A 21,170-nucleotide genomic window follows, 5' to 3' on the forward strand; every position below is an offset into this window, starting at 1 on the left:
AAATTAAATCTGGTAATCGTGACTGTCAAAAAGATTAAAGCTGCAAAGAATACCGCTGCTTCAAAATCGCGGAATGTAACACCGATGATGGAGCAATATTACGAGCTGAAAGCGCAAGCTCAAGATTGTTTGCTCTTTTATCGTATGGGGGATTTTTTCGAACTCTTTTTTGATGATGCTAAGAAGGCTTCAGCAATTCTTGATATTGCTCTTACTAGCCGAGGCACTCATATCGAAGAATCGATTCCGATGTGTGGTGTTCCCATTCATGCAGCGGAATCTTATCTTGCACGCCTGATAAAAGCCGGCTGCCGCGTTGCGATTGCTGATCAGGTTGAAACGCCAGCAGAAGCAAAAAAACGAGGTGGATCAAAAGCGCTCGTAAAAAGAGCGATTATCCGCGTCGTAACGGCAGGTACTTTAACAGAAGAAGCTTTGCTAGATTCTCGTGCTGCAAACTGGCTTGTTGCAGTCGCCCGTGCTGGTAGTGATTTTGGGCTAGCTGCCGCTGATATTTCGACAGGCCGTTTTGAAACCATTACTTTGTCAGAAGGCCGTCTCGATTCTGAGTTAGCACGGCTTTCAGCTGCTGAAGTTATTGCTCCAGAATCCTTAGTTCAGCAGGCCGCTTATAAAAATCGGATTCCCCAAGCTGTCGCGTTAAGTAATGAGTGTTTCAATAGTCCACATGGAGAAGCTCGACTAAAATCACTCTTCAAGATTTCAACACTTGACGGCTTTGGGATTTTTTCTCGTGCTGAGCTTGCTGCAATTGACGGTTTATTGGCATGGCTGGATCGTGCAGGGCAGGGTAAACTACCGTTTTTGCAGCAGCCTGTCAGGCGGGCTTATGCTGATCATATGTTGATTGATGCGGCTACCAGATCTAGCCTTGAGTTAACTGCCTCAACAGAAGGCCGGAGGGATGGTAGTTTAGTCTCTTCTATTGATCATACCGTTACCGGAGCTGGGGCTCGCCTTCTGACAGCGGATCTTGGTGCACCACTTATGGATATCGATGTTATTCATAAGCGACTCGATCTTGTTGAATTCTTTTTTTATGATACATTATTACGAGAGGATGTTCGGGACCTTTTAAAAGGATCTCCCGATTTAGCCCGGGTTCTTGGGCGTTTAGTCGCCGGCCGGGGAACTCCACGTGATTTAAGTCTGTTAAGAGATGGCTTGAAACAGGCTTTTATTCTTTATGAAAAATTATTCTCTCTTGAACCTAAACCTGCGCTTCTGGAGCAGATTCTCCCTGCTTTTCGTGGGCATGGATCTCTGGTTGATCTTCTCGAGCGGGCTTTAATCGAACAGCCTCCCATTGATGCCACTCAAGGTGGCTTTATCGCCAAAGGCTACGATCATGCTTTAGATGAATTGCGGTCGATGGGTGGAGAAAGTCGACGTGCCATTGCGGCCTTAGAGGCAACCTATCGAGAAAAGACAGGTATCAATACGTTAAAAATCCGTCATAATAATGTGCTGGGTTATCATATTGAGGTACCTTCCAGACATGCTGATGCTTTAATGCAAGCGAATTCTGGTTTTACGCATCGTCAAACTTTGGCTGGCGTTGTACGTTTTAACGCGTCAGAACTTCATGAACAGGCAATAAGAGCAACACAGGCCGGCGTTCAGGCGATTGCAATTGAAAGCAAGCATCTTGCGTGTTTAATCGAAAGCACTTTAGAAAAACGTGACCATATAGCGGCTTGTGCGGACGCCTTAGCGCGCCTTGATGTTTCAGCAGGATTTGCAGATTGCGCTGTCCAAAAAAATTGGACAAGGCCAACCGTTGATGATTCTTGCTGCTTTGATGTTATTCAAGGTCGTCATCCTGTTGTCGAAAATGCTTTAGTAAAATCAGGTGAACGCTTTGTTGCCAATAATACTAATTTAGATCCAAAAAACCGTTTGTGGTTAGTAACCGGTCCCAATATGGGAGGTAAATCCACTTTTCTGCGTCAAAATGCTCTTTTAGCTGTTTTAGCTCAGACTGGCAGTTTTGTTCCGGCAGAAAAAGCACGGATCGGTTTGGTCGATCGTCTTTTTAGTCGAGTTGGAGCTTCAGATAATTTAGCGCGAGGGCGTTCAACCTTTATGGTTGAAATGGTAGAAACGGCGGCCATCTTGTCTCAGGCAACCAATCGTAGTTTTGTGATTCTTGATGAGGTCGGCAGGGGAACCTCAACCTATGATGGACTGGCTATCGCTTGGGCCGTTGTTGAAGCTGTGCATGATATTAATGCATGTCGTTGTCTATTCGCGACTCACTATCACGAGCTAACGCAACTGACCTCGCGTCTTCCTGCTTTGTCGCTTCACCATGTCCGTGCCAAAGAGTGGCAGGGTGATCTGGTTTTGCTGCATGAAATGGCAGAAGGTGCCGCAGATAGAAGCTATGGTATCGAAGTTGCTCGTTTAGCAGGACTGCCACCCGTTGTTTTAAAACGGGCAAGTGAGGTTCTTGCTCAATTAGAAAATTCTTCCGGTAAAAATAACGATTCTTCAGCTAATCTTTCTGATTTACCTCTTTTCGGAGTACAGGCTTTTCAAACTGTTTTACCGCAGAATGATCCACTTTATGATGCAGTTTCAGAATTAGATGCCGACGCGCTTACTCCTCGCCAAGCCTTGGATGTTATCTATCGGCTGAAAGAACTGGCAGCGAAGGATAAGGTGATGTAAAAGAAAAATATATTCTCTGGCTTTTTCTCAATAATTTTTTGGAATAAGTGAGAGTTGTTTGAGGCTTAATGCGTCATAATAATAACAGGAGAATCCGCTATACGTCCGCCGATGATGAGGCGCCCTCATGGACAGGCAGCTATGCCGATGAGTGGCCCACGCTACAATGAGTTCATACAAAGTCCCCGTGTCCGTGTCATTGATGAAAATGGTGAAAATCTTGGCGTCATGTACACGCGTCAGGCAATGGAGCAAGCACAAGAAGTAGGCCTTGATTTAGTCGAAGTCTCTCCGAATGCTGATCCGCCTGTTGCCAAATTTCTGGATGTTGGCAAATACAAGTATGAAGCCCAGAAAAAGGCTAATCTTGCCAGAAAGACCCAGAAAACACAGGAAATTAAAGAAATCAAGCTTCGGCCAAATATTGACCAGCATGATTATGACACCAAGATGAAAAAAATCGTCCAGTTCTTAGAAGATGGCGACAAAGTTAAGGTGACTTTACGTTTCCGTGGTCGTGAAATGGCTCATGGTCAGCTTGGTATGCAAGTGATGCAGCGCGTTCAGGCTGATACTCAAGAAATTGCGAAGGTAGAGCAACATCCTCGCATGGAGGGACGTCAGATGCTGATGGTCGTAGCTCCGAAGTAATATTGCCCAGCGATGACGCGGTATTATGCCGCGTCACGCGCTATCCAGATAATCTGTTAGATATATTTTAATATAATTTAGACCGAAAAACTGTATTCTCCCTTGAGCGGGCGGGATAACAATCTCTCTAAGACTGAATTGACAGATTCACCTTCAATCAAATCACAAATGGCTGAAACCAACGGCATTTCTACTTTTAGTTTATTAGCAACTCTTTGTAAGACAGGCGCTGTGAAAACGCCTTCTGTTGTAACTGCTCTTTTCTTTTGCTGTTCTTCGTAGCTATAGCCTTCACCAAGTTTTTTCCCAAAAGTGAAGTTACGAGACAATTCCGACGAGCAGGTCAGGACAAGATCTCCTAAACCGGATAATCCCGTTAAAGTTTCTTCTTTTGCACCCAATGCAATACCAAAGCGGTTCATTTCTGCAAAACCGCGGCTAATAACGGCTGCACGGGCATTATTGCCAAGTTTTGCACCTGCAACGACTCCACAGGCAATCGCTAATACATTTTTGACAGCACCTCCAACATCCGCACCAATCACGTCAGACGAGGCATAAGGGCGAAATGTTGGAATGGCTAACCTTTGCATTAAGGCCGCTCTTATATCCTTCTCTTTGGCTGCTAAAGTCACGGCTGTCGGTAAATGGCGTGCTACTTCACTTGCAAATGTTGGCCCAGATAAAACTGCAATAGGACGGTGAGGGAAAATATCGGCCGCTAACTGAGACATCAATAGGCCAGATTCCGCTTCTATTCCTTTTGCACATAAAATTAATGGGCGACTATCATTGGGAATCTGTCTTAAAACAGATCTCATTTTTTGGGCTGGAATGGCTACCAATAAAGCAGATGCTGAACTTAGATCATTTAATTCATCTGTTGCATGGATAGTTCGGGGTATAATGATGTCAGGCAAATAATCAGGATTGATGTGTCTCTGATTAATGGCATCAATAATTTCTCTTTTTCTGCCCCATAAAGTGACGGCACCTTTATAACTGGCTACGGCTGCCAAAGCCGTTCCCCATGACCCCGCACCTAAGACACCGATATGATGAAAATGATCGGCTGTTTTCTTTTCTTCAAGAACAGGCATCTACGCTTTTACTCCGGCACCGCGTGCTTTTTCAGCATGAGGGTCTAACGGCCATCTTGCTCGCGCTGGACTCTCAAGATTATCAATCATTCCCAGACGAAACCGTTCGACGCCCGCCCATGCGATCATAGCGCCATTATCAGTGCATAGCGAAGGCGGCGGTGCAATCAAAGGTAAATTATGTGCTTCTGCTAGATCCGTAAGTGCAGGACGGATGGCTTGATTCGCAGCCATACCTCCAGCAATAACAAAGGCGTTGATTTGAATATTTTCGCCTTCAATCTTTTTGAGAGCTTTTTCGCTACGATTGACTAAGCAATCAATAACAGCCTGTTGGAATGATGCTGCAATATCGTGTCTTTTATAAATGCCAGATTGATATGCTCTTAAAACCGCGGTTTTAAGTCCTGCAAAAGAGAAATGAGGTTCTTTGCTTTTAATTAATGGCCTAGGTAAGGGAACCGCCATTGGATCGCCATTCAAAGCTTCTCTTTCTACAGCTGGGCCTCCAGGAAAGCCTAATCCTAAAATTTTAGCCGTTTTGTCAAAGGCTTCACCGCCAGCATCATCAATTGTTGTTGCTAGGCGGCGATATTCGCCCACATTTTTAACCAGTAGAATTTGGCAATGACCACCAGAGATAAGCAATAATAAATAAGGAAAAGACAGAGTTTTATCTGCTAAACGAGGGGTTAAGGCGTGACCTTCTAGGTGGTTAATCGCAATCAGTGGTTTTTTACAGGCAAGAGAAAGCGCTTTTCCTGTTACAAAACCAACCATAACGCCGCCAATTAAGCCTGGCCCCGCAGTTGCTGCAATGGCATCTATTTCTGATAAATTTTTTCCTGATTCATTTAAAACCTTTCTTACTAACGGCTCTAGACGCTCGACATGGGCTCTTGCCGCAATTTCTGGAACTACACCGCCATAAGGACGATGTAAAATTTCTTGTGTTGCCAAATGACTGGAAATAATATTACCATCATTATCAACTAATGCGACTGCTGTTTCGTCGCAACTCGACTCAAGACCTAAAACTAATGCCATAGGGGGCTTTTCTGCCACCATAAGGGGCGGTAGAGCAACTATCATGCAACTTCCTTTTCGTCTCGGATCCCGAGGTTCCCCTCTAGCCCTTATTCAGGCACGCTCAGTCGCCTCTGCTTTATGTGCTGCACATAGCTGGTCAGAGGATGCTGTTGTCATTGTACCTATTCGCACTTCTGGTGATAAAAATCGTCATCAGGCTTTAGCGGATATTGGTGGAAAGGCGCTTTGGACAAAAGAGCTGGATATCGCTTTGACAACAGGTCAAATTGATGCTGCCGTACATTCTATGAAGGATGTTGAAACTTTTCGTCCTTCACATATCTCTATAGCGGCTATGCTTCCTAGAGAAGATGTTCATGACAGGTTGATTGGAATCCCTTCCTTAGAAGTATTGCCTTATTCTGGTTGTGTTGGAACGGCATCGCCACGTCGAGCTGCCCAGATAAGGTGCATCCGACCTGATATCGAGATTAAACTGTTACGGGGGAACATAGACACTCGTTTAGAAAAACTGGCTAATAAACAGTTTGATGCTACCCTTCTTGCCGCCGCTGGTCTCATTCGACTCGGAAGAAATGATGTGGGATATGATGTTCCCTTAGATCAGATGCTGCCAGCTGCTGGGCAGGGCGCTATCGGAATCGAGGCTCTGGCAGATTCCGCTGCTTGGGAAAAAGTATCTATAATTGATCATTACCCTACACATTTAGCGGTTCAGTCAGAAAGGCAACTTCTTCTTCGGCTCAATGCTGATTGCCATTCTCCGATTGCGGTTTTTGCCGAGATTTTAGAAAAAAATATCCGTTTGAGAGCTTGCCTCTATACGGAAAATGGAAAATTTTCGGCGTCTATTGATAAAGAAATTAGTCAACCTTCTGATGCTTTTGAAGTTGGTAGCTTATTGTTGAATCAATCTCCGCCGGAGGTGCAAGCTCTCTTCCTACCCAGAGTATTGTCAGAACGTTAATCGGCATTTGCTCCCTATCTGAACAGAGTCCAATATGCTGAGAGAATGGCAATTAAATAATCGTGTTCAAGATAAATTATTGATTTTACGCCCCGAGCCGGGGGCAACCGCTACAGCCAAGCGTGCAGAAAAAGTAGGCTGGCAAGTAATAAAAACGCCTCTTGCAACGGCTATATCGATACCTTGGTCAATAAATGAATCTCTATCTTTTGATGCGGTTATGGTAACGAGTGCCCAAGCTATTTATCACGGAGGAAGTGAACTGGATAAATTAAAAGACTATCCTCTTTACGTGGTTGGCAAGGCTACTGAGGCGGCGGCACGTCAGGCAGGGTTTCAGCATATTGTAACGGCCGAAGGTAATGGCGCATCTGTACTTTGTTGTCTTGAACGGGACAAAAGAATGCGGATATTAAGGCTCTGCGGCGAGATTTACAAAGATTATGACTATAAAAATTTTTCTCTGAAAGAAAACACTCAATTCTTTATAAAAATTCTTTATAGAATGCAAAATATTGCCAGTTTACCGATAGAAGCCTGTCAGGCATTAGTAGAAAATGCCATAGTCCTATTACACTCTTCTCGTTTTGCAGAGCAATTTCGTCTTTTGCTTGCGAAAACGGATATCAATCCAGACAGAGTTCAGATTGCTGTTATTAGCCCAGCAGTAGCAGAACAAATTGGAAAAGAGTGGCGAGCAATGGCAATAGCTGAATATCCTGATGACACATCTTTGTTAAAGGCGGCAGCTAGCTTGAAATGAAACTCGGATAGAAAATGAATGAAGGCAGATTCTGAATGGAATCAGAGGCAAATATTCAGGGACAGATGTATGACAAATAACAACGGTATTCATAATTATGCCGGAAATAAAGAATCGAATTCTTCAATTGATCCTTTGGTCAATGCCTCACAGTCTTCAAAAAAACGGCCGTGGCAATCAAAATTGCTTTTTTCCTGTGCTGCATTCTTTTGTGGCGTCGGTGTTACTATCTACTCATTATCACATTGGCAGCCAGCCAGAATGCTTATTGCTCCAGCTTCTGTCCCCAATAATCAACAATCTTCCGAGAAGACACCTCAGTTACCTTCGCAACTTTCTATGTCTGGAAATGCTCAATCTCAAAATGGTACTGTGGCGCTCCCACAAACAGATTCTTCTAATTCGAATGTAACGGCCTCTATTGATGCCTTAAATGGCCGAATAGATCGCCTTGAAAATCGTATTGATGATGTCAGCAAGGAAACCAAAGCTGCTATTGGGGATGCAGGTAGAGCGGAGAGTCTCCTTGTTGCTTTTGCTGCAAGACGGGCGCTTAATCGTGGCCAACCTCTAGGCTATTTAGAAGGCTTGTTACAATCGCGGTTTGGTAATAGTCAGCAGCAAGCCGTTTCTGTTATTTTAAATGCCTCACGGCAACCGGTTACGCTTGAACAATTAGTCGCTGGACTTATCCCGCTCAAGGGAGATTTACTCAAGCCGGACAAACAACAAGGGTGGTTGAGTTATTCTCGCCAGTTTTTTTCTAATCTGTTTGTTATCCACCGTCATGGCGAAGTGTCAACGATGCCTTCTGAACAATTAGAAGAGGCGATCCGTTTTTTGAATAATGGTAATGTCGATGGAGCTATTGCTGATATCTCAAAGCTGCCAGGGGCTCGTTATGCTCAAAATTGGCTGAATGCCGCTAAGCGTTATTCTTTGGCAAGGAATGCATTAGATATTCTTGAAACCTCAGCTCTTTTATCGCCAGATCAACCCGCAATCGATAATCCGACTTCGGAAAAAAATACTGATTCGCTTGATACAGAAGAAAAACATTCAACAAGTATTCCAGACAATCATCAAAGATAAATATAATTGAATCAACGCCAATTTTCGGGCGTATTTTGTTCAAATTGTCGCTTGGGGCTTGTAACTCAGGCGAAATTCGCTATACGCGCTTTGATGCGCGACGATTCTGGTAGCATAAACTCGCATGTTATTTTTCCTTGCCGGTTTATGACATAGGCCTCATATCGTCGCTAAATTTTTTATCGCTTCATTTAATTTTAAGGTTCCGAGATGGCTGTTCCTAAGAGAAAAACTACCCCTTCACGGCGGAATATGCGCCGTAGTCACCATGCCTTGACGGTAGAAGCTTATCAGGAATGCCCAAATTGCGGCGAATTAAAACGTCCGCATCATATGTGCCCAGCTTGTGGTCACTATAATGGGCGTGAGATCATCGCTGTAGAAGCCTGATCTGTCTAATTAATGATGAGTAAGGATCAAGCTCTGATCGCTGTCGATGCCATGGGCGGGGACGGTGGTCCGAGAGTTGTCATTGCAGCTTTGGCACTTGCGCTATCAACTGATCCGGATTTGCGTTTCCGCGTATATGGTGACGAAGCGCTTGTGCGTACACAGATGGATCTATTCCCTGAGCTTGCACCGGCCTGTACGATATGCCCTGCACCAGATGTTATTTCTGGTGAAGAGAAACCGTCTTTGGCTTTGCGCCGTGCCCGCAAAAGTTCTATGGGCATGGCTATTTCTGCAGTAAAGACAGGGGAGGCTGATGCTGCTCTGTCTGCAGGTAATACTGGCGCATTGATGGCAATCGCAAAGCTTTACTTGCGGATGATGCGTGGTATCGATCGTCCAGCCTTAACAACCATCTTGCCAACATTGGGCAAAAATGGGGTTGTTATGCTGGATTTGGGTGCCAATACAGAATGCGATATGCGTAATCTGGTCCAGTTCGCGGTAATGGGCGCTGTATATGCTCAATCGGCTATGGGCATTCCTTGCCCTCGACTATCCTTACTCAATATCGGTACCGAAGAGATGAAGGGTACCGAAGATTTAAGAGCCGCCGCGGCTCTCTTGCGTCAAACTGAACAGACAGCTTTCCAGTATACTGGTTTTATTGAATCAGACAGGATTGGCCAAGGGGATGCTGACGTTATCGTGACAGATGGTTTTTCTGGCAATATTGCATTGAAAACTATCGAAGGCACGGCACGTTTCATTACTAACCTTCTCCGGCGTGCTTTTTCAAGTTCATTGCGTTCCAAATTAGGTTTTCTGCTTTCAAAACCTGCTTTCAGATTATTTAGAGTTTATCTTGATCCGAATAATCATAATGGCGCAATTTTTCTTGGTCTTAATGGCATCGTTGTTAAAAGCCATGGGAATGCTAACGTATCTGGTATCGCTCAAGCCGTTCATCTGACAGCTAAGCTTGTCCGTTCTAATCTGGTCAATTGCATCGCCGATGATCTGGATATGTTTTTTTCTCAGGCGAGCAATAAGGAATTGCAGGCATGACTATGCGGCGGTCAGCAATCATCGGAACCGGATCGGTTTTGCCTAAGACACGTCTTTCCAATGACGAGTTAGCGCAAAATTATCATATTGATACTTCGGATGCCTGGATCGTTGAGCGAACTGGTATTCGTTTCCGCCATATTGCAGATTCAGATGAAACTACCGGCACATTGGCTACGGAAGCTGCCCGTCGTGCACTCAAAAATGCAAATGTCGCACCAGAAGAGGTGGGGCTGATCATCGTTGCAACTACAACACCAGATTATACTTTGCCTGCAACGGCTATGAGTGTTCAGGCAGATTTAGGTGTTGGTGATTGTATTGCTTTTGATGTTCAGGCTGTTTGCTCGGGCTTCCTTTATGCTTTGTCTGTTGCTGACAGCATGCTTCGGACTGATAGCGCTAAAGTAGCTCTGGTTATTGGTGCTGAAACCTTTACCCGTTTATTAAACTGGGAAGACCGAACGACCTGCGTTTTATTTGGCGATGGGGCGGGGGCGGTTGTCTTACGTCAGACAGATGATGTTGAAAAAGGCATTCAGACGGTCAAATTACATGCTGATGGACGCTACAAAGATTTACTATGCAGTGATGGTGGTGTTTCGACGACAGGAACTGTTGGAAAGCTGCTAATGAAAGGGCGTGAGGTTTTCCGCCATGCTGTCACTAATTTGGTTTCTGTTACCGAAGAAGCCTTGACGGTTTCAGGATTCTCAGCTTCTCAAGTTGATTGGGTTGTTCCACATCAGGCAAATGCTCGAATTCTGTCTGCGACAGCTCAAAAATTAGGTGTTCCTTCTGAGCAAGTGGTCATGACTGTCGATCGTCATGCTAATACTGCAGCGGCTTCTGTTCCTTTGGCTTTAGATGCTGCTGTGCAAGATGGCCGCATAAAGTCCGGTGATCTTGTTGTTCTGGAAGCTATGGGCGGTGGTTTTACATGGGGCGCCGCTGTTATTCGTTTTTAGCGCGCGTTCTATCTTTGGATTCTTTAGTGGCTATACCCTGACAAGGGATAGCCTATTTTTTTATGGGTAAAGTGAGCCCTTAGTATTTTTTCAGAGTTGATCTAGTAGATATAGCAATCTTCGGTAAAGAGAATCCTTCGATATAAGAATAGGAGAAGGCTTGATGAATATTCTGCCTTTTTACGATGCTTTGATCCCTGTAGCTCGCTTTCTGTAAAGATTTTTGTTAATTATCTTATTAAAAAGCTTGTGCTAAATATGTCTTGATATTGCTGGTATAGCCTAGCTGAAGAAATTAGCTGTTTTCTGAGATGAAAATATAAAGAAATCTAGGTTTTAGTTATTTTTTATTAAATTAGTTTATTTTAGGTAATTTGAATTTTACTGTATTATTGTTTAATAGCAATCACACGAAATAATTAAAATTCTAAGAAGAAACCCAAATTTGGGCCATAAACAGCCTGAATATACAGGGCTGTTCTTTTAAGCGCGTTGGCTAAAAGCTATCTACGGCTTGCGCTTAATATATCTGTTTTTAAAAGAAGAATATTTGAGATTAGCTGGTCGGGGCGACTGGATTCGAACCAGCGACCCCCACACCCCCAGTGTGATGCGCTACCAGGCTGCGCTACGCCCCGACCGAGGTGGCAAAATCTAGGGGAATTATTTGATAGACGCAAGTAAAGATTGCATGTTTTTATAAATTTTTTCTCGCTGCCTTAAAACAACTCCATCATATCTGGATGATATCCGAGGATAAAAGAGAATGATCGGTTGCGGCCATCGCTTTTATCGTGATAATTATAAAATAATCGCCTGAGGTTTATCTAATGCTATAAACTAAGGCTTTTCTTTCCCTTTTCAGGATATAGTTTTTCGATGTTTTCAACTCCTGCCTTTGCCCAGACAGCGGGCAATTCTGCTGGCTTGAATGGTTTTTCTGGTCAGTTGCTTTCTATGTTGCCTTTCCTCGTTGTTTTTCTGATCATTTATCTCATGTTGATCCGGCCGCAGCAGAAGCGCTTTAAGGATCAGCGGCGTGCTATTGATGCTGTTCAGAAAGGCGATACGGTTATCACCGCCGGTGGTATCATTGGTAAAGTTTTAAAAGTAAGCGATCGCGAAGTAGAAATTGAAATTTCAAAGGGTATTAAAATATCCGTTGTTAAAGCGACCTTACAAAGTGTTCAGCCACTGACGGCTGCCAATTCCAATACGGTTGAATAATCTGTTATGCTTGACTTCCCGCGTTGGAAAATCTGGTCGATTATTTTAGTGCTGGTGCTGGGGGTCTTTTTGGCTATCCCCAGCCTATTGCCTTCAAATCTTGACCAGAAATTCGGCTTAGGGGCTTTGCCCCGTATTAATTTCGGTCTCGATCTTTCTGGGGGAAGCCATATTCTACTTGAAGCGGATACGGCAGATGTTGCTCATCAACGTATCGTTACCATGGAAGAAATGGTTCGTTCCCAGATCAGCCGAGCACAACCGGCTATTACTATTGGCGATATGTCTGCCGATAATGATCAGCTTAGCTTTATGGTACGCGATAACCACCAGTTGGATAGCGCCGTTGAAGCGGTCAGAACCTTAACGAATGGTATCGGTGCCACAGGACAGCGTGATTGGGATGTTCGGGTCGTTGACGGCAATCGTATTGTGATGCGTCCAACCAAGGCTGGTATCCAATCTTTTGTCAATCAGGCGATGGAAGGCGCAACCGAAGTCGTTCGCAAGCGCATCGATTCCTTGGGAACAAGAGAACCCATTATTATCCGCCAAGGAAGTGATCGTATCGTTGTTCAGGTTCCTGGTTTGCAAAACCCATCAGCCTTAAAGGCCTTGATTGGTAAAACAGCCAAACTTGAATTCAAATTGGTGGATGACAGCGTCAAATCAGCCGATCTGGCTCAAGGAAAAGTGCCGATTGGGACGCAAGTGATGATTGCGCAATCTGGCCAGCCTGTCGCTGTTCAACGTCGCGCTATTGTAACGGGTGTTGATCTTGTTCATGCCGATCAGACGATGGATCAGAATAGCCTACCGGCTGTATCGATCAGCTTTAATGCTGACGGTGGCCGCCGTTTCGCGGAAGTGACCCAGAAAAATCCAGGTAAACGCTTTGCCATTATTTTGGATAACGTCATCCTTTCTGCTCCGTCGATTAATGAGCCTATTTTAGGTGGTTCTGCCATTATCACTGGTAGTTTTACTATTGATTCAGCTAATCAGATGGCTATCGCGCTTCGCTCCGGTAGCTTGCCGGTTGCTTTGAAGGTAGTTGAAGAAAGAACAGTAGGTCCTGGTTTGGGGGCGGATTCTATTCGTGCCGGAACTTTGGCGTGCAGTATCGCTATTGTAGCGATCGTCATTTTTATGATCAGTGTTTATGGCCGTTTTGGTATCTATGCTTCCAGTGCGGTTATCCTTAACCTGTTCTTAATATTGGCGGTTATGGCTGTTCTTGGTGCTACTCTGACACTGCCTGGTATTGCTGGTCTTGTGTTGACCATTGGTGCAGCGGTTGATGCCAACGTGCTTATCAATGAACGCATCCGTGAAGAAATTGGCCGTGGGCGCACCCCCGTTCATGCGGTTGATATGGGCTATAAAGAAGCGAGCCGGACGATTTTTGATGCCAATGTGACTCATGCTATTTCGGCGTTGATTATGATCTGTTTCGGTTCGGGGCCTGTTAAGGGCTTTGCCGTAGTTCTGTTAATCGGGATTATTACCTCGGTTTTCACTGCCGTTACCTTTACCCGTATGTTGGTGGCTCTCTATCTGAGACGTCGTCCGGCTAAACTGACGATCTAGGAAGGGGCATATCACTATGGCATTGCTTCGTATTGTCCCGGATAACACGAATATCCGTTTTGTCCGCTTACGAGGGATAGCATTTTTGCTTACCTTCATCCTGACCTTGGCTTCTGTAGCCTTGTTGGGTGTAAAAGGACTCAATCTTGGTGTTGATTTCGTCGGCGGCTTGATGATTGAAGCCCATTTTGAAAAACCGGTTGAACTCGATACTTTGCGGCGGGATATTAACCGTCTGAATATCGGTGAGGCCAGTCTTCAGCAAATAGGCACCAATAACAATGTGTCGATCCGGTTGCCATTGCCGCCCGGCGATGAATCAGCCTCCCAAAAAGTGGTCAAGATTGTTCAGACTTCTTTATCACAGCAATTTCCTAATGTGCATTTCGAGCGTGTTGATACCGTTTCCGGTAAGGTCTCTGGTGAGTTAATGCGCAGTGGGATTATTGCTGTTTTACTCGCTATTGCTGGTATCGTAATTTTTACATGGTTACGCTTTGAGTGGCAGTTTGCCGTCTCAACTTTTGTGTCGGTTGCCCATGATGTGTTGGTCATTCTTGGCTTTTTTGCCTTAACACGTATGGAATTTGACCTGAACATTGTAGCAGCTATTTTGACGATTGCCGGTTATTCCATTAACGATAAAATCGTTATTGATGACCGTATTCGTGAGAATTTAAGAAAATTCCGCAAGATGGATTTAGGTTCATTGATTGATCTTTCTGTCAATGAAACCTTACCCCGAACGGTTATGACCAGTTTTTCCATGATTTTGGTTCTGGGCATTTTACTTATTTTTGGAGGCGATGCCGTTCGTAGCTTCACAGCAGCTATGCTACTTGGAGTTATCGTCGGCACATATTCTTCTATCTATGTCTCGTCCTCTTTGCTGATTTTCCTAAATTTACGACCAAAGACAGCAAAATCGGAATAAAAACAGATTTCGATCCCAATAAAAAAAGGCTCCGAAAACTATTCGGAGCCTTTTTTGTTACTTTGATCAGGTTGCCTCTTTATCCTTATATCGAACAGATAAAGAGAATTTTCCCCTGCCCTAATTCAGACTAATGTTCAATGCAGATTCAATCATTGTTTTAATATCATTTTCAGGCCGTGCTCCATAATGGGAGATAATTTCTGCTGCTGCAATGGCACCCATTTCAAGGCTGGCCGCAATAGAAAGATTTCTGGCCTGACCGGCAAGAAAACCAGCTGCAAAAAGATCGCCTGCACCTGTCGTGTCGACGACTTGATCGATCTTCTTGGCGGATACTTCTGTCCGTTCCATATCTTGGACAGCAATAGCACCATCTGGGCCTTTGGTAACCACCAACAAAGGCAGTTTTGCTGCGACTTCTTCAATGCCCCGATCTAGATCATCATGTTGCACCAATGATCTTAATTCGCCTTCATTCGCGAAGAGTATATCAATCAGACCGTTATTGATCAGCTCTTTGAAGTCCTCACGATGGCGCTCTATGCAGAATGTATCGGAAAGCGTTAAAGCTACTTTCTTGCCTGCTTTTCTTGCAATTTGGATCGCTTCTTTCATCGCTGAGCGTGGTACTTCAGGATCCCAAAGGTAGCCTTCGAGATACAGAATTTCTGCATTCTCGATCACTTCTGGCTTGATGGCAGTTTGATGTAAAGTCTGGGCAACCCCTAAAAAGGTATTCATACTCCGTTCGCCATCAGGCGAAACCAGAATAAGGCATCGCCCTGTTGGAATAGTTGCTTCCTGAACGGGGACATCAAAATGAATATTCTGAGCGCGAATATCTTGTTGAAAAACCTGACCAAGCGGATCATTGGCGACTTGTCCAATAAAGGCACAACGTCCACCCAAGGCAGCTACACCAACAAGGGTATTCGCTGCTGAACCACCGCTAATTTCATGGCTGGGATTCATTTCCTGATAAAGGGTTTCAGCTGAATCGGCATCAATCAGCTGCATCGATCCTTTCGTAATATTTTTTTCGGATAAGAACTGATCGTCCGTGGCTGCCAAAACATCGACAATGGCGTTTCCGATAGCAACAATATCATAGCGGTTATGCGGCATAGCGGCCTTTCCTGAATAAATATGCCTAATTTAAAATTTCAGATGCCATAACGGCGTTAGAAAAGCGAGCAAACAGCAGAAAAGGGTTTTATTCATATCTCTCAAGAGACAAAATTCTGTCATTGCGGTCAAAGGAGGCAGATATCGGCTTATCGGTAAAGAAAGCCGATGGACAGGATATCCTTTTCTGGAAAATAAGAAGCCTTGATAAATATGCCTTATTCTCTTTAGGCGAATCTCTTTACGGCTTAGAAAGTATCGTATTTTTATGGATCAAATTGGCAATAGACAGTGGACACCGGCTATTTTGCTAGACAAATCTTTTCTGAAAAGAACGTTGCTCGGAAGTTTTGTCCCGATCCTTATGTGCCTATCTGGATGCGGTGGAGGGGAAAAGCATCCTGTGGTGACACCACCTCCTGTAAAACGTCCGGTTGCTCCGGTGGCTTCACCTGATCGTTTACCCAAATTACAAGGAATGACAGCCCGTAATCTTATTGGTCTTTTTGGTTCTCCTGATCAGGATATTGATGAGCCTTGGGCAAGGCGTCTGCAATTCCAGAGTTCGGTTTGTGTTTTGGATGCCTATCTTTATCCGCCACACAAGAATGAAGAAATGGTGGTGCGGCATGTTGATGTCCGAGATTTACAAGGCAATGATTTCAATCAGGAAAATTGTCTTAGAATGCTTGTCCAGAAGCCACATCATAAGTGATTGTCTGAATAGCGAGTCTGGGTAGCCGCTAAAAAGGATAAAAGCCTTTCGAGAAATAAAAGAACATAGCCCTTTATGCTATCTTCGATTTTTGGCCTTTATCGCCTTATTTTCCTTTCATACGGATTGCCGAAAGCCTTGCCCCTCGTTAGAAAAGCATCAAGTCTTTTGCCTGGGGCAAAGGTCATGTTGTTATATTTCAGAATTGAGCGGACATCATGCGCTATATCAGTACAAGGGGCGCGGCAGCCGCGCAGGATTTTAAGGGCGTTACCTTAACCGGGCTTGCCTCGGATGGTGGTCTCTATGTGCCAGAAAATTGGCCAGCCTTCAGCCGCGAGGATATCGCTGCATTAGCAGGATTGTCCTATGTCGATACGGCTGTTGCGGTTATGCGGCCATTTGTCAGCGGTGTGCTCGACGATCAGGCATTAAAAAATCTGTGCGGAGCCGCTTATGGTCAGTTCAACCATGCAGCTGTTACGCCGTTGGTTCAGTTAGATGAACGGCATTTCTTGCTGGAATTATTTCATGGCCCGACCTTGGCTTTCAAGGATGTTGCTTTACAACTTCTAGGTCATTTATTTGAAAAATTCCTTTCCGAAGAAAAAGGACAGGATCTGACAATCGTCGGAGCAACCTCCGGTGATACTGGATCGGCGGCTATATCTGCTGTTGCTGGACGAGCTGGCGTGCAAATTGTGATGTTGCATCCCAACGGTCGGGTTTCCGAAGTTCAACGTCGCCAAATGACGACGGTTCTCGACAAAAATGTCCATAATGTCGCGATTGACGGTAGCTTTGATGATGCACAGGCTATTGTCAAAGCCATGTTCAACGATAGCGACTTTAGAAAACGTCATCGTCTGGGCGCTGTTAATTCGATTAACTGGGCTCGCTTGATGGCTCAGATCGTTTATTATTTCTATGCGGCTGTTCGTCTTGGTGCACCTGATCGGAAAGTCGCTTTTTCTGTTCCTACTGGTAACTTTGGTGATGTTTTTGCGGGTTACGCTGCCAAAAAAATGGGGCTTCCTGTCGAAAAATTGATCGTTGCGACTAACATCAATGATATCCTTTATCGGGCATTGTCAGCCGGTGATTATTCTGTCGGTAATGTAACCCCGACCGATGCGCCGTCGATGGATATCCAAATCAGTTCCAATTTTGAACGCTTGCTTTTTGACCTTCATGGTCGGGATGCGGCTTCTTTGGCGGCAACAATGGCGCAATTTGAACAGAGTCGTGCTATTCAGATTTCTGATGCAATGCGCCAGCAAGCTGCAACGATATTCAGCAGCAAACGCATTGATCCCGATGAAATGGCTGCGACCATGCGTTGGGCTTCCGATAAAGCAGGACAGGTTATTGATCCTCATACGGCTATTGGTTTGGCGGCCGCCCGTGAAACAGATCTTCCAAAGGATGTTCCGGTTGTTACTTTGGCAACGGCTCATCCGGCAAAATTCCCTGATGCTGTTTCCCGTATTACGGGTAAAAACGCTCCTCTGCCGCATCGTTTGGCTGATCTTTACAGCCGTGAAGAACGCTATGTTGAACTGCCTGCGTCACGTCAGACAATTCAGGCTTATATTGATGCCGGATTCCAGCTTTGAGTCCTAGGCTTCACCGCTTATCCAATGGCTTGGCCATCGCTCTTCAACCGATGTCGGGAGTCGAGACGATGGCCGTTGGCCTATATTCTAATGTGGGCGCCCGCTCCGAACCAGATCGTTATAGTGGTCTGGCTCATATGGTCGAACATATGGTTTTCAAAGGGGCTGCTGGGCGAAATGCTCGTATGATTGCCGAGGCTGCTGAAAATTGTGGTGGCCAACTAAACGCATGGACAGCTAGAGACCATACTGTTTTTCAGGCAAGAATGCTTTCCGAATATTGGGATTTGGGATTAGAGTTGGTTGCTGATCTGGTGCGTTCTCCGACTTTGGATGGAGAAGAGCTTGAACGGGAAAAGGGCGTTGTCTTATCTGAATTGGGTGAATCCTATGATACACCTGATGACATTATCCATGATTACCTACAATCTGTTGCTTTTAAAGATCAAGCCTTGGGGCGACCGGTTTTAGGGAATGAGACAAGCATAAAAGCTATCGATCGTCCTGCTTTAAGCCAATGGGTTAAGCAATATTATCAACCAGAAGGTTTTGTCCTCGCGGCCGCTGGGAAAATAGACGAAGATGCTTTTTTGAAAATGGCTGAAAGTCGTTTTAGTGACTGGGACAAAGGCCAACCACTGGCTGTTGAAAAAGCAAAATTCACGACCGGCCGCTATGATGACCATCGTGACAGTGACCAAACGCATATTGCCTTAGGCTATCGCGGTTTTTCTTATCAGGATATTCGTTCCCACGCTTCGGCTTTACTGGCTTCTATCCTCGGCGGAGGAATGTCCTCCCGCTTATTCCAGATTCTTCGGGAAGAAGAGGGGCTGGTCTATTCTGTCTATAGCTGGTCTCAATCTTGGATTGAAACGGGTATCTTTGGCATCTATTGTGCGGCTGACAAAAAAGATGCGTCGAAAGCCCTTACATTGATACGGCAAATTATGGCTGATACAGTTGAATCTGTCTCAGAAGAAGAGTTGCAGCGCGCTAAGGCTCAGGCAAGGGCTGGTCTTTTAATGAACCTAGAAGGTGTGGCTGCTCGTTGCGATCATCTGGGTCGCCAAATTCAAATTCATAACCGTATTGTGAATCCCTCAGAAGTCGTCGAATGGATTGATACTGTCTCTTTGGATGACATTCGTTCTGTCGGACAGTATTCCCTTTCCCAAGGTGAAGCGCTTGCCAGCGTTGGTGATGGCCTCACGATTTCATAAAATTAAAAGATAAAAGGCAGGATAAAATGGCGATTGATTCCCTGATCACCCTGACAGGCGAAGCATGGGAAGATTATGGACTGGTTGATAGTGGCAATGGGCGTAAGCTAGAACGCTATGGCCGTTATCATTTTATCCGTCCTGAACCACAGGCTATGTGGCGTCCTGCGCAAGATAACTGGCAAGCTGACGGCGAATTTATCGGTGCTTCTGATGAAGATGGCGGCGGGAGATGGCATTTAAAACCTTATGTGCCTAAGGACGGTTGGCTTCTCCAATGGGAAGATGTTTGTTTTCTGGCTCAAAACACTTCTTTTCGCCATCTAGCTTTTTTCCCGGATATGGCACCACAATGGGCTTGGATGCGGGAACGTGTTACTGAAGATGCCGAAATTCTTAATCTCTTCGGATATACGGGCGTCGGTAGCCTTGCTCTTGCTGCAAAAGGGGGCAAAGTTACCCATGTGGATGCGTCTAAAAAGTCAGTTGCTTCTGCTAAGAATAATGCTGAACTTTCTGGGCTTACGGATAAGCCTATCCGTTGGATAGTTGATGATGCGGTGAAATTCACAGCCAGAGAGGTGCGTCGCCATCGTCGTTATGATGGTATTTTGATGGATCCACCCAAATTTGGACGGGGGCCTGCTCATGAAGTTTGGCGTCTTGAAGAAAATTTATCTGATTTAATTGATGAAGCTGTCAAATTATTGGATCAAAAATCAAAATTTTTGGTGTTGACTGTCTATGCTGTCAGAATGTCAGCTTTAGCCATTGGTGAACTGTTATCTCAAGCTACCCAGCATTTGGGAGGCTGTGTTGAAGTCGGTGAAATGGCAATCAAAGAAGAAGCGCGAGGTCTTAATCTGCCAACGGCTATTTTTGCCCGTTGGAAAAATGACTGATTCCTAATTTTGCGTTTTTGATAAAGGCATAGCTTTCTGAAAAACTTGGTTTTTCGGTTCTTTTTGCCCCAAATTTAAAAAAAAAGCGTTTTTTTTATTTTTTTTTGCAAAAAGAGCTTGCCGGAATAAAAAAGCAATGCTAGTGACCCTTCCACGGCACCGGAAACGGTTAACCGAAATGCCAGAGCGGGCATAGCTCAGGGGTAGAGCACAACCTTGCCAAGGTTGGGGTCGAGGGTTCGAATCCCTTTGCCCGCTCCAGTTTCTAAAAACAAGCACCTTTAGGGTGCTTTTTTTGTATCTATCCCATTCCCCTTAAAAATTGTTTCTGATCAAGGCTATCGGGCTTTGAAAGTGGATCTCTATTCTGAAAAGAGGCGATACTGGCAAGCTTTTAGGCAGGCGTCTATATTCAGATCGATTCTATCGGGTGTATTGCTTCTATTAAGCAATCAACCTGTTTCATAAGTTGCGTACATCTGTGTCTTATGCGCTCACTGAATCATGGAGATAACGCGTTACTATGTTTTCCCTTAATCCCGAAACGACAGCCCTTGTTTTAATTGATTTACAAAATGGTATCATCAATCTGCCATTGGAACCTTATAGTGGCGAGAAGGCGCTCTCTGTTGGTAAGACTCTAGCTAAAAAATTTAGAAAGGCAGGCGCTTCGGTTTTTCTGGTCAGAGTGACCTTTTCGGAAAACTTTCCTGATGTGCCGCCACGAAATGTAGATCAGCCTGCCGAATATCCAGAAGGTGGTTATTCGCCTGAATGGGATCAGCTTGCAGATGGTTTGAAGCAAAGCGGTGACATGGTGATTACGAAGAGGCAGTGGGGTGCTTTTTATGGAACGGAGCTTGATCTTCAACTAAGACGGCGAGGAATCCAGACGATTGTCTTAAGTGGTATCGCGACCAATTTTGGTGTTGAGTCAACCGCAAGGCAGGCATGGGAGCATGGCTATGATCTCGTGATTACAGAAGATGGTTGCACCAGTTTTTCTCAAGCCTTGCATGACATGGCGGTTCAACAGATATTTCCTCGTCTTGCGCATGTAGTCCAAAGTCAGAATATCGTTCTGAAATAACC

19 protein-coding genes and 2 tRNA genes are annotated in these 21,170 nt (G+C 44.9%); 17 read left to right on the forward strand and 4 right to left on the reverse strand.

Annotated elements, in window-relative coordinates; genetic code table 11:
- Window positions 1–84: 84 nt before the first annotated feature.
- The gene (gene mutS / locus ZMOB_RS06520) at window positions 85–2,694 is read left to right on the forward strand and encodes a DNA mismatch repair protein MutS (RefSeq protein WP_014500963.1); all 2,610 of its coding nucleotides are present in this window, start codon (window positions 85–87) and stop codon (window positions 2,692–2,694) included.
- A 111-nt stretch (window positions 2,695–2,805) separates the two neighbouring features.
- The gene (gene infC / locus ZMOB_RS06525) at window positions 2,806–3,345 is read left to right on the forward strand and encodes a translation initiation factor IF-3 (protein WP_011241631.1); all 540 of its coding nucleotides are present in this window, start codon (window positions 2,806–2,808) and stop codon (window positions 3,343–3,345) included.
- A gap of 77 nt (window positions 3,346–3,422) precedes the next feature.
- On the opposite strand, the gene ZMOB_RS06530 is transcribed toward infC, so the two are convergent.
- Entirely contained in the window at window positions 3,423–4,445 is a 1,023-nt protein-coding gene (locus ZMOB_RS06530) for an NAD(P)H-dependent glycerol-3-phosphate dehydrogenase (protein WP_014500965.1), read from the reverse strand.
- Entirely contained in the window at window positions 4,446–5,537 is a 1,092-nt protein-coding gene (tsaD, locus tag ZMOB_RS06535) for a tRNA (adenosine(37)-N6)-threonylcarbamoyltransferase complex transferase subunit TsaD (protein ID WP_011241629.1), read from the reverse strand.
- Here tsaD and hemC point away from each other — a divergent pair.
- The 6 genes from hemC to ZMOB_RS06560 all read left to right on the forward strand — a co-directional run bounded on the left by hemC (window position 5,536) and on the right by ZMOB_RS06560 (window position 10,743).
- A complete protein-coding gene (gene hemC, locus ZMOB_RS06540) occupies window positions 5,536–6,462 on the forward strand; it encodes a hydroxymethylbilane synthase (RefSeq protein WP_014500966.1) in 927 nt (308 codons plus the stop codon). The two genes, tsaD and hemC, sit on opposite strands and share 2 nt — an antisense overlap.
- A 34-nt stretch (window positions 6,463–6,496) precedes the next feature.
- Entirely contained in the window at window positions 6,497–7,225 is a 729-nt protein-coding gene (locus ZMOB_RS06545) for a uroporphyrinogen-III synthase (protein ID WP_012817604.1), read from the forward strand.
- A gap of 69 nt (window positions 7,226–7,294) precedes the next feature.
- Window positions 7,295–8,317: a hypothetical protein gene (locus ZMOB_RS06550; RefSeq protein WP_012817605.1), complete on the forward strand. Its 1,023-nt coding sequence runs from the start codon at window positions 7,295–7,297 to the stop codon at window positions 8,315–8,317.
- Window positions 8,318–8,527: 210 nt separating this feature from the next.
- Window positions 8,528–8,707: a 50S ribosomal protein L32 gene (gene rpmF / locus ZMOB_RS09910; protein ID WP_011241625.1), complete on the forward strand. Its 180-nt coding sequence runs from the start codon at window positions 8,528–8,530 to the stop codon at window positions 8,705–8,707.
- 12 nt (window positions 8,708–8,719) lie between these two features.
- Window positions 8,720–9,775: a phosphate acyltransferase PlsX gene (gene plsX / locus ZMOB_RS06555; protein WP_012817606.1), complete on the forward strand. Its 1,056-nt coding sequence runs from the start codon at window positions 8,720–8,722 to the stop codon at window positions 9,773–9,775.
- The gene (locus ZMOB_RS06560; RefSeq protein WP_014500967.1) at window positions 9,772–10,743 is read left to right on the forward strand and encodes a beta-ketoacyl-ACP synthase III; all 972 of its coding nucleotides are present in this window, start codon (window positions 9,772–9,774) and stop codon (window positions 10,741–10,743) included. The genes plsX and ZMOB_RS06560 overlap by 4 nt, the downstream gene beginning before the upstream one ends.
- 561 nt (window positions 10,744–11,304) lie before the next feature.
- Here the strand turns inward: ZMOB_RS06560 and ZMOB_RS06565 are convergent.
- Window positions 11,305–11,381 (reverse strand) — tRNA-Pro (locus ZMOB_RS06565).
- Between the two features lie 241 nt (window positions 11,382–11,622).
- Here ZMOB_RS06565 and yajC point away from each other — a divergent pair.
- Genes yajC through secF form a run of 3 tightly spaced genes read left to right on the forward strand, consistent with a single transcriptional unit; the run spans window position 11,623 to window position 14,494 of the window.
- Window positions 11,623–11,970, forward strand: coding sequence for a preprotein translocase subunit YajC (gene yajC, locus ZMOB_RS06570; protein WP_011241622.1), 348 nt, complete (start codon window positions 11,623–11,625; stop codon window positions 11,968–11,970).
- A gap of 6 nt (window positions 11,971–11,976) precedes the next feature.
- Entirely contained in the window at window positions 11,977–13,560 is a 1,584-nt protein-coding gene (gene secD / locus ZMOB_RS06575) for a protein translocase subunit SecD (RefSeq protein WP_011241621.1), read from the forward strand.
- Window positions 13,561–13,576: 16 nt separating this feature from the next.
- Window positions 13,577–14,494 (forward strand): protein translocase subunit SecF, encoded by a 918-nt coding sequence (gene secF / locus ZMOB_RS06580; RefSeq protein WP_011241620.1) that lies wholly within the window; start codon window positions 13,577–13,579, stop codon window positions 14,492–14,494.
- 120 nt (window positions 14,495–14,614) lie between these two features.
- Here secF and ZMOB_RS06585 read toward each other — a convergent pair whose 3' ends face one another.
- Window positions 14,615–15,622, reverse strand: coding sequence for an adenosine kinase (locus ZMOB_RS06585; protein WP_014500968.1), 1,008 nt, complete (start codon window positions 15,620–15,622; stop codon window positions 14,615–14,617).
- Window positions 15,623–16,025: 403 nt separating this feature from the next.
- Here ZMOB_RS06585 and ZMOB_RS06590 point away from each other — a divergent pair, with 403 nt between their 5' ends.
- The 6 genes from ZMOB_RS06590 to ZMOB_RS06620 all read left to right on the forward strand — a co-directional run bounded on the left by ZMOB_RS06590 (window position 16,026) and on the right by ZMOB_RS06620 (window position 21,168).
- Entirely contained in the window at window positions 16,026–16,337 is a 312-nt protein-coding gene (locus ZMOB_RS06590) for a hypothetical protein (protein WP_252507258.1), read from the forward strand.
- A gap of 218 nt (window positions 16,338–16,555) precedes the next feature.
- Window positions 16,556–17,953 (forward strand): threonine synthase, encoded by a 1,398-nt coding sequence (thrC, locus tag ZMOB_RS06595; protein ID WP_014500970.1) that lies wholly within the window; start codon window positions 16,556–16,558, stop codon window positions 17,951–17,953.
- Complete coding sequence (locus tag ZMOB_RS06600; protein ID WP_014500971.1) at window positions 17,950–19,176, forward strand: M16 family metallopeptidase; 1,227 nt, start codon at window positions 17,950–17,952, stop codon at window positions 19,174–19,176. Before thrC ends, ZMOB_RS06600 begins: the two co-directional genes overlap by 4 nt.
- Before the next feature lie 26 nt (window positions 19,177–19,202).
- Entirely contained in the window at window positions 19,203–20,078 is an 876-nt protein-coding gene (locus ZMOB_RS06605; protein WP_011241615.1) for an RsmD family RNA methyltransferase, read from the forward strand.
- A 186-nt stretch (window positions 20,079–20,264) separates the two neighbouring features.
- A tRNA-Gly gene (locus ZMOB_RS06615) sits at window positions 20,265–20,339 on the forward strand.
- Between the two features lie 262 nt (window positions 20,340–20,601).
- Complete coding sequence (locus tag ZMOB_RS06620; protein ID WP_014500972.1) at window positions 20,602–21,168, forward strand: hydrolase; 567 nt, start codon at window positions 20,602–20,604, stop codon at window positions 21,166–21,168.
- Window positions 21,169–21,170 lie beyond the last annotated feature (2 nt).

This window comes from Zymomonas mobilis subsp. mobilis ATCC 10988 (genome assembly GCF_000175255.2).
Lineage (GTDB): Bacteria > Pseudomonadota > Alphaproteobacteria > Sphingomonadales > Sphingomonadaceae > Zymomonas > Zymomonas mobilis.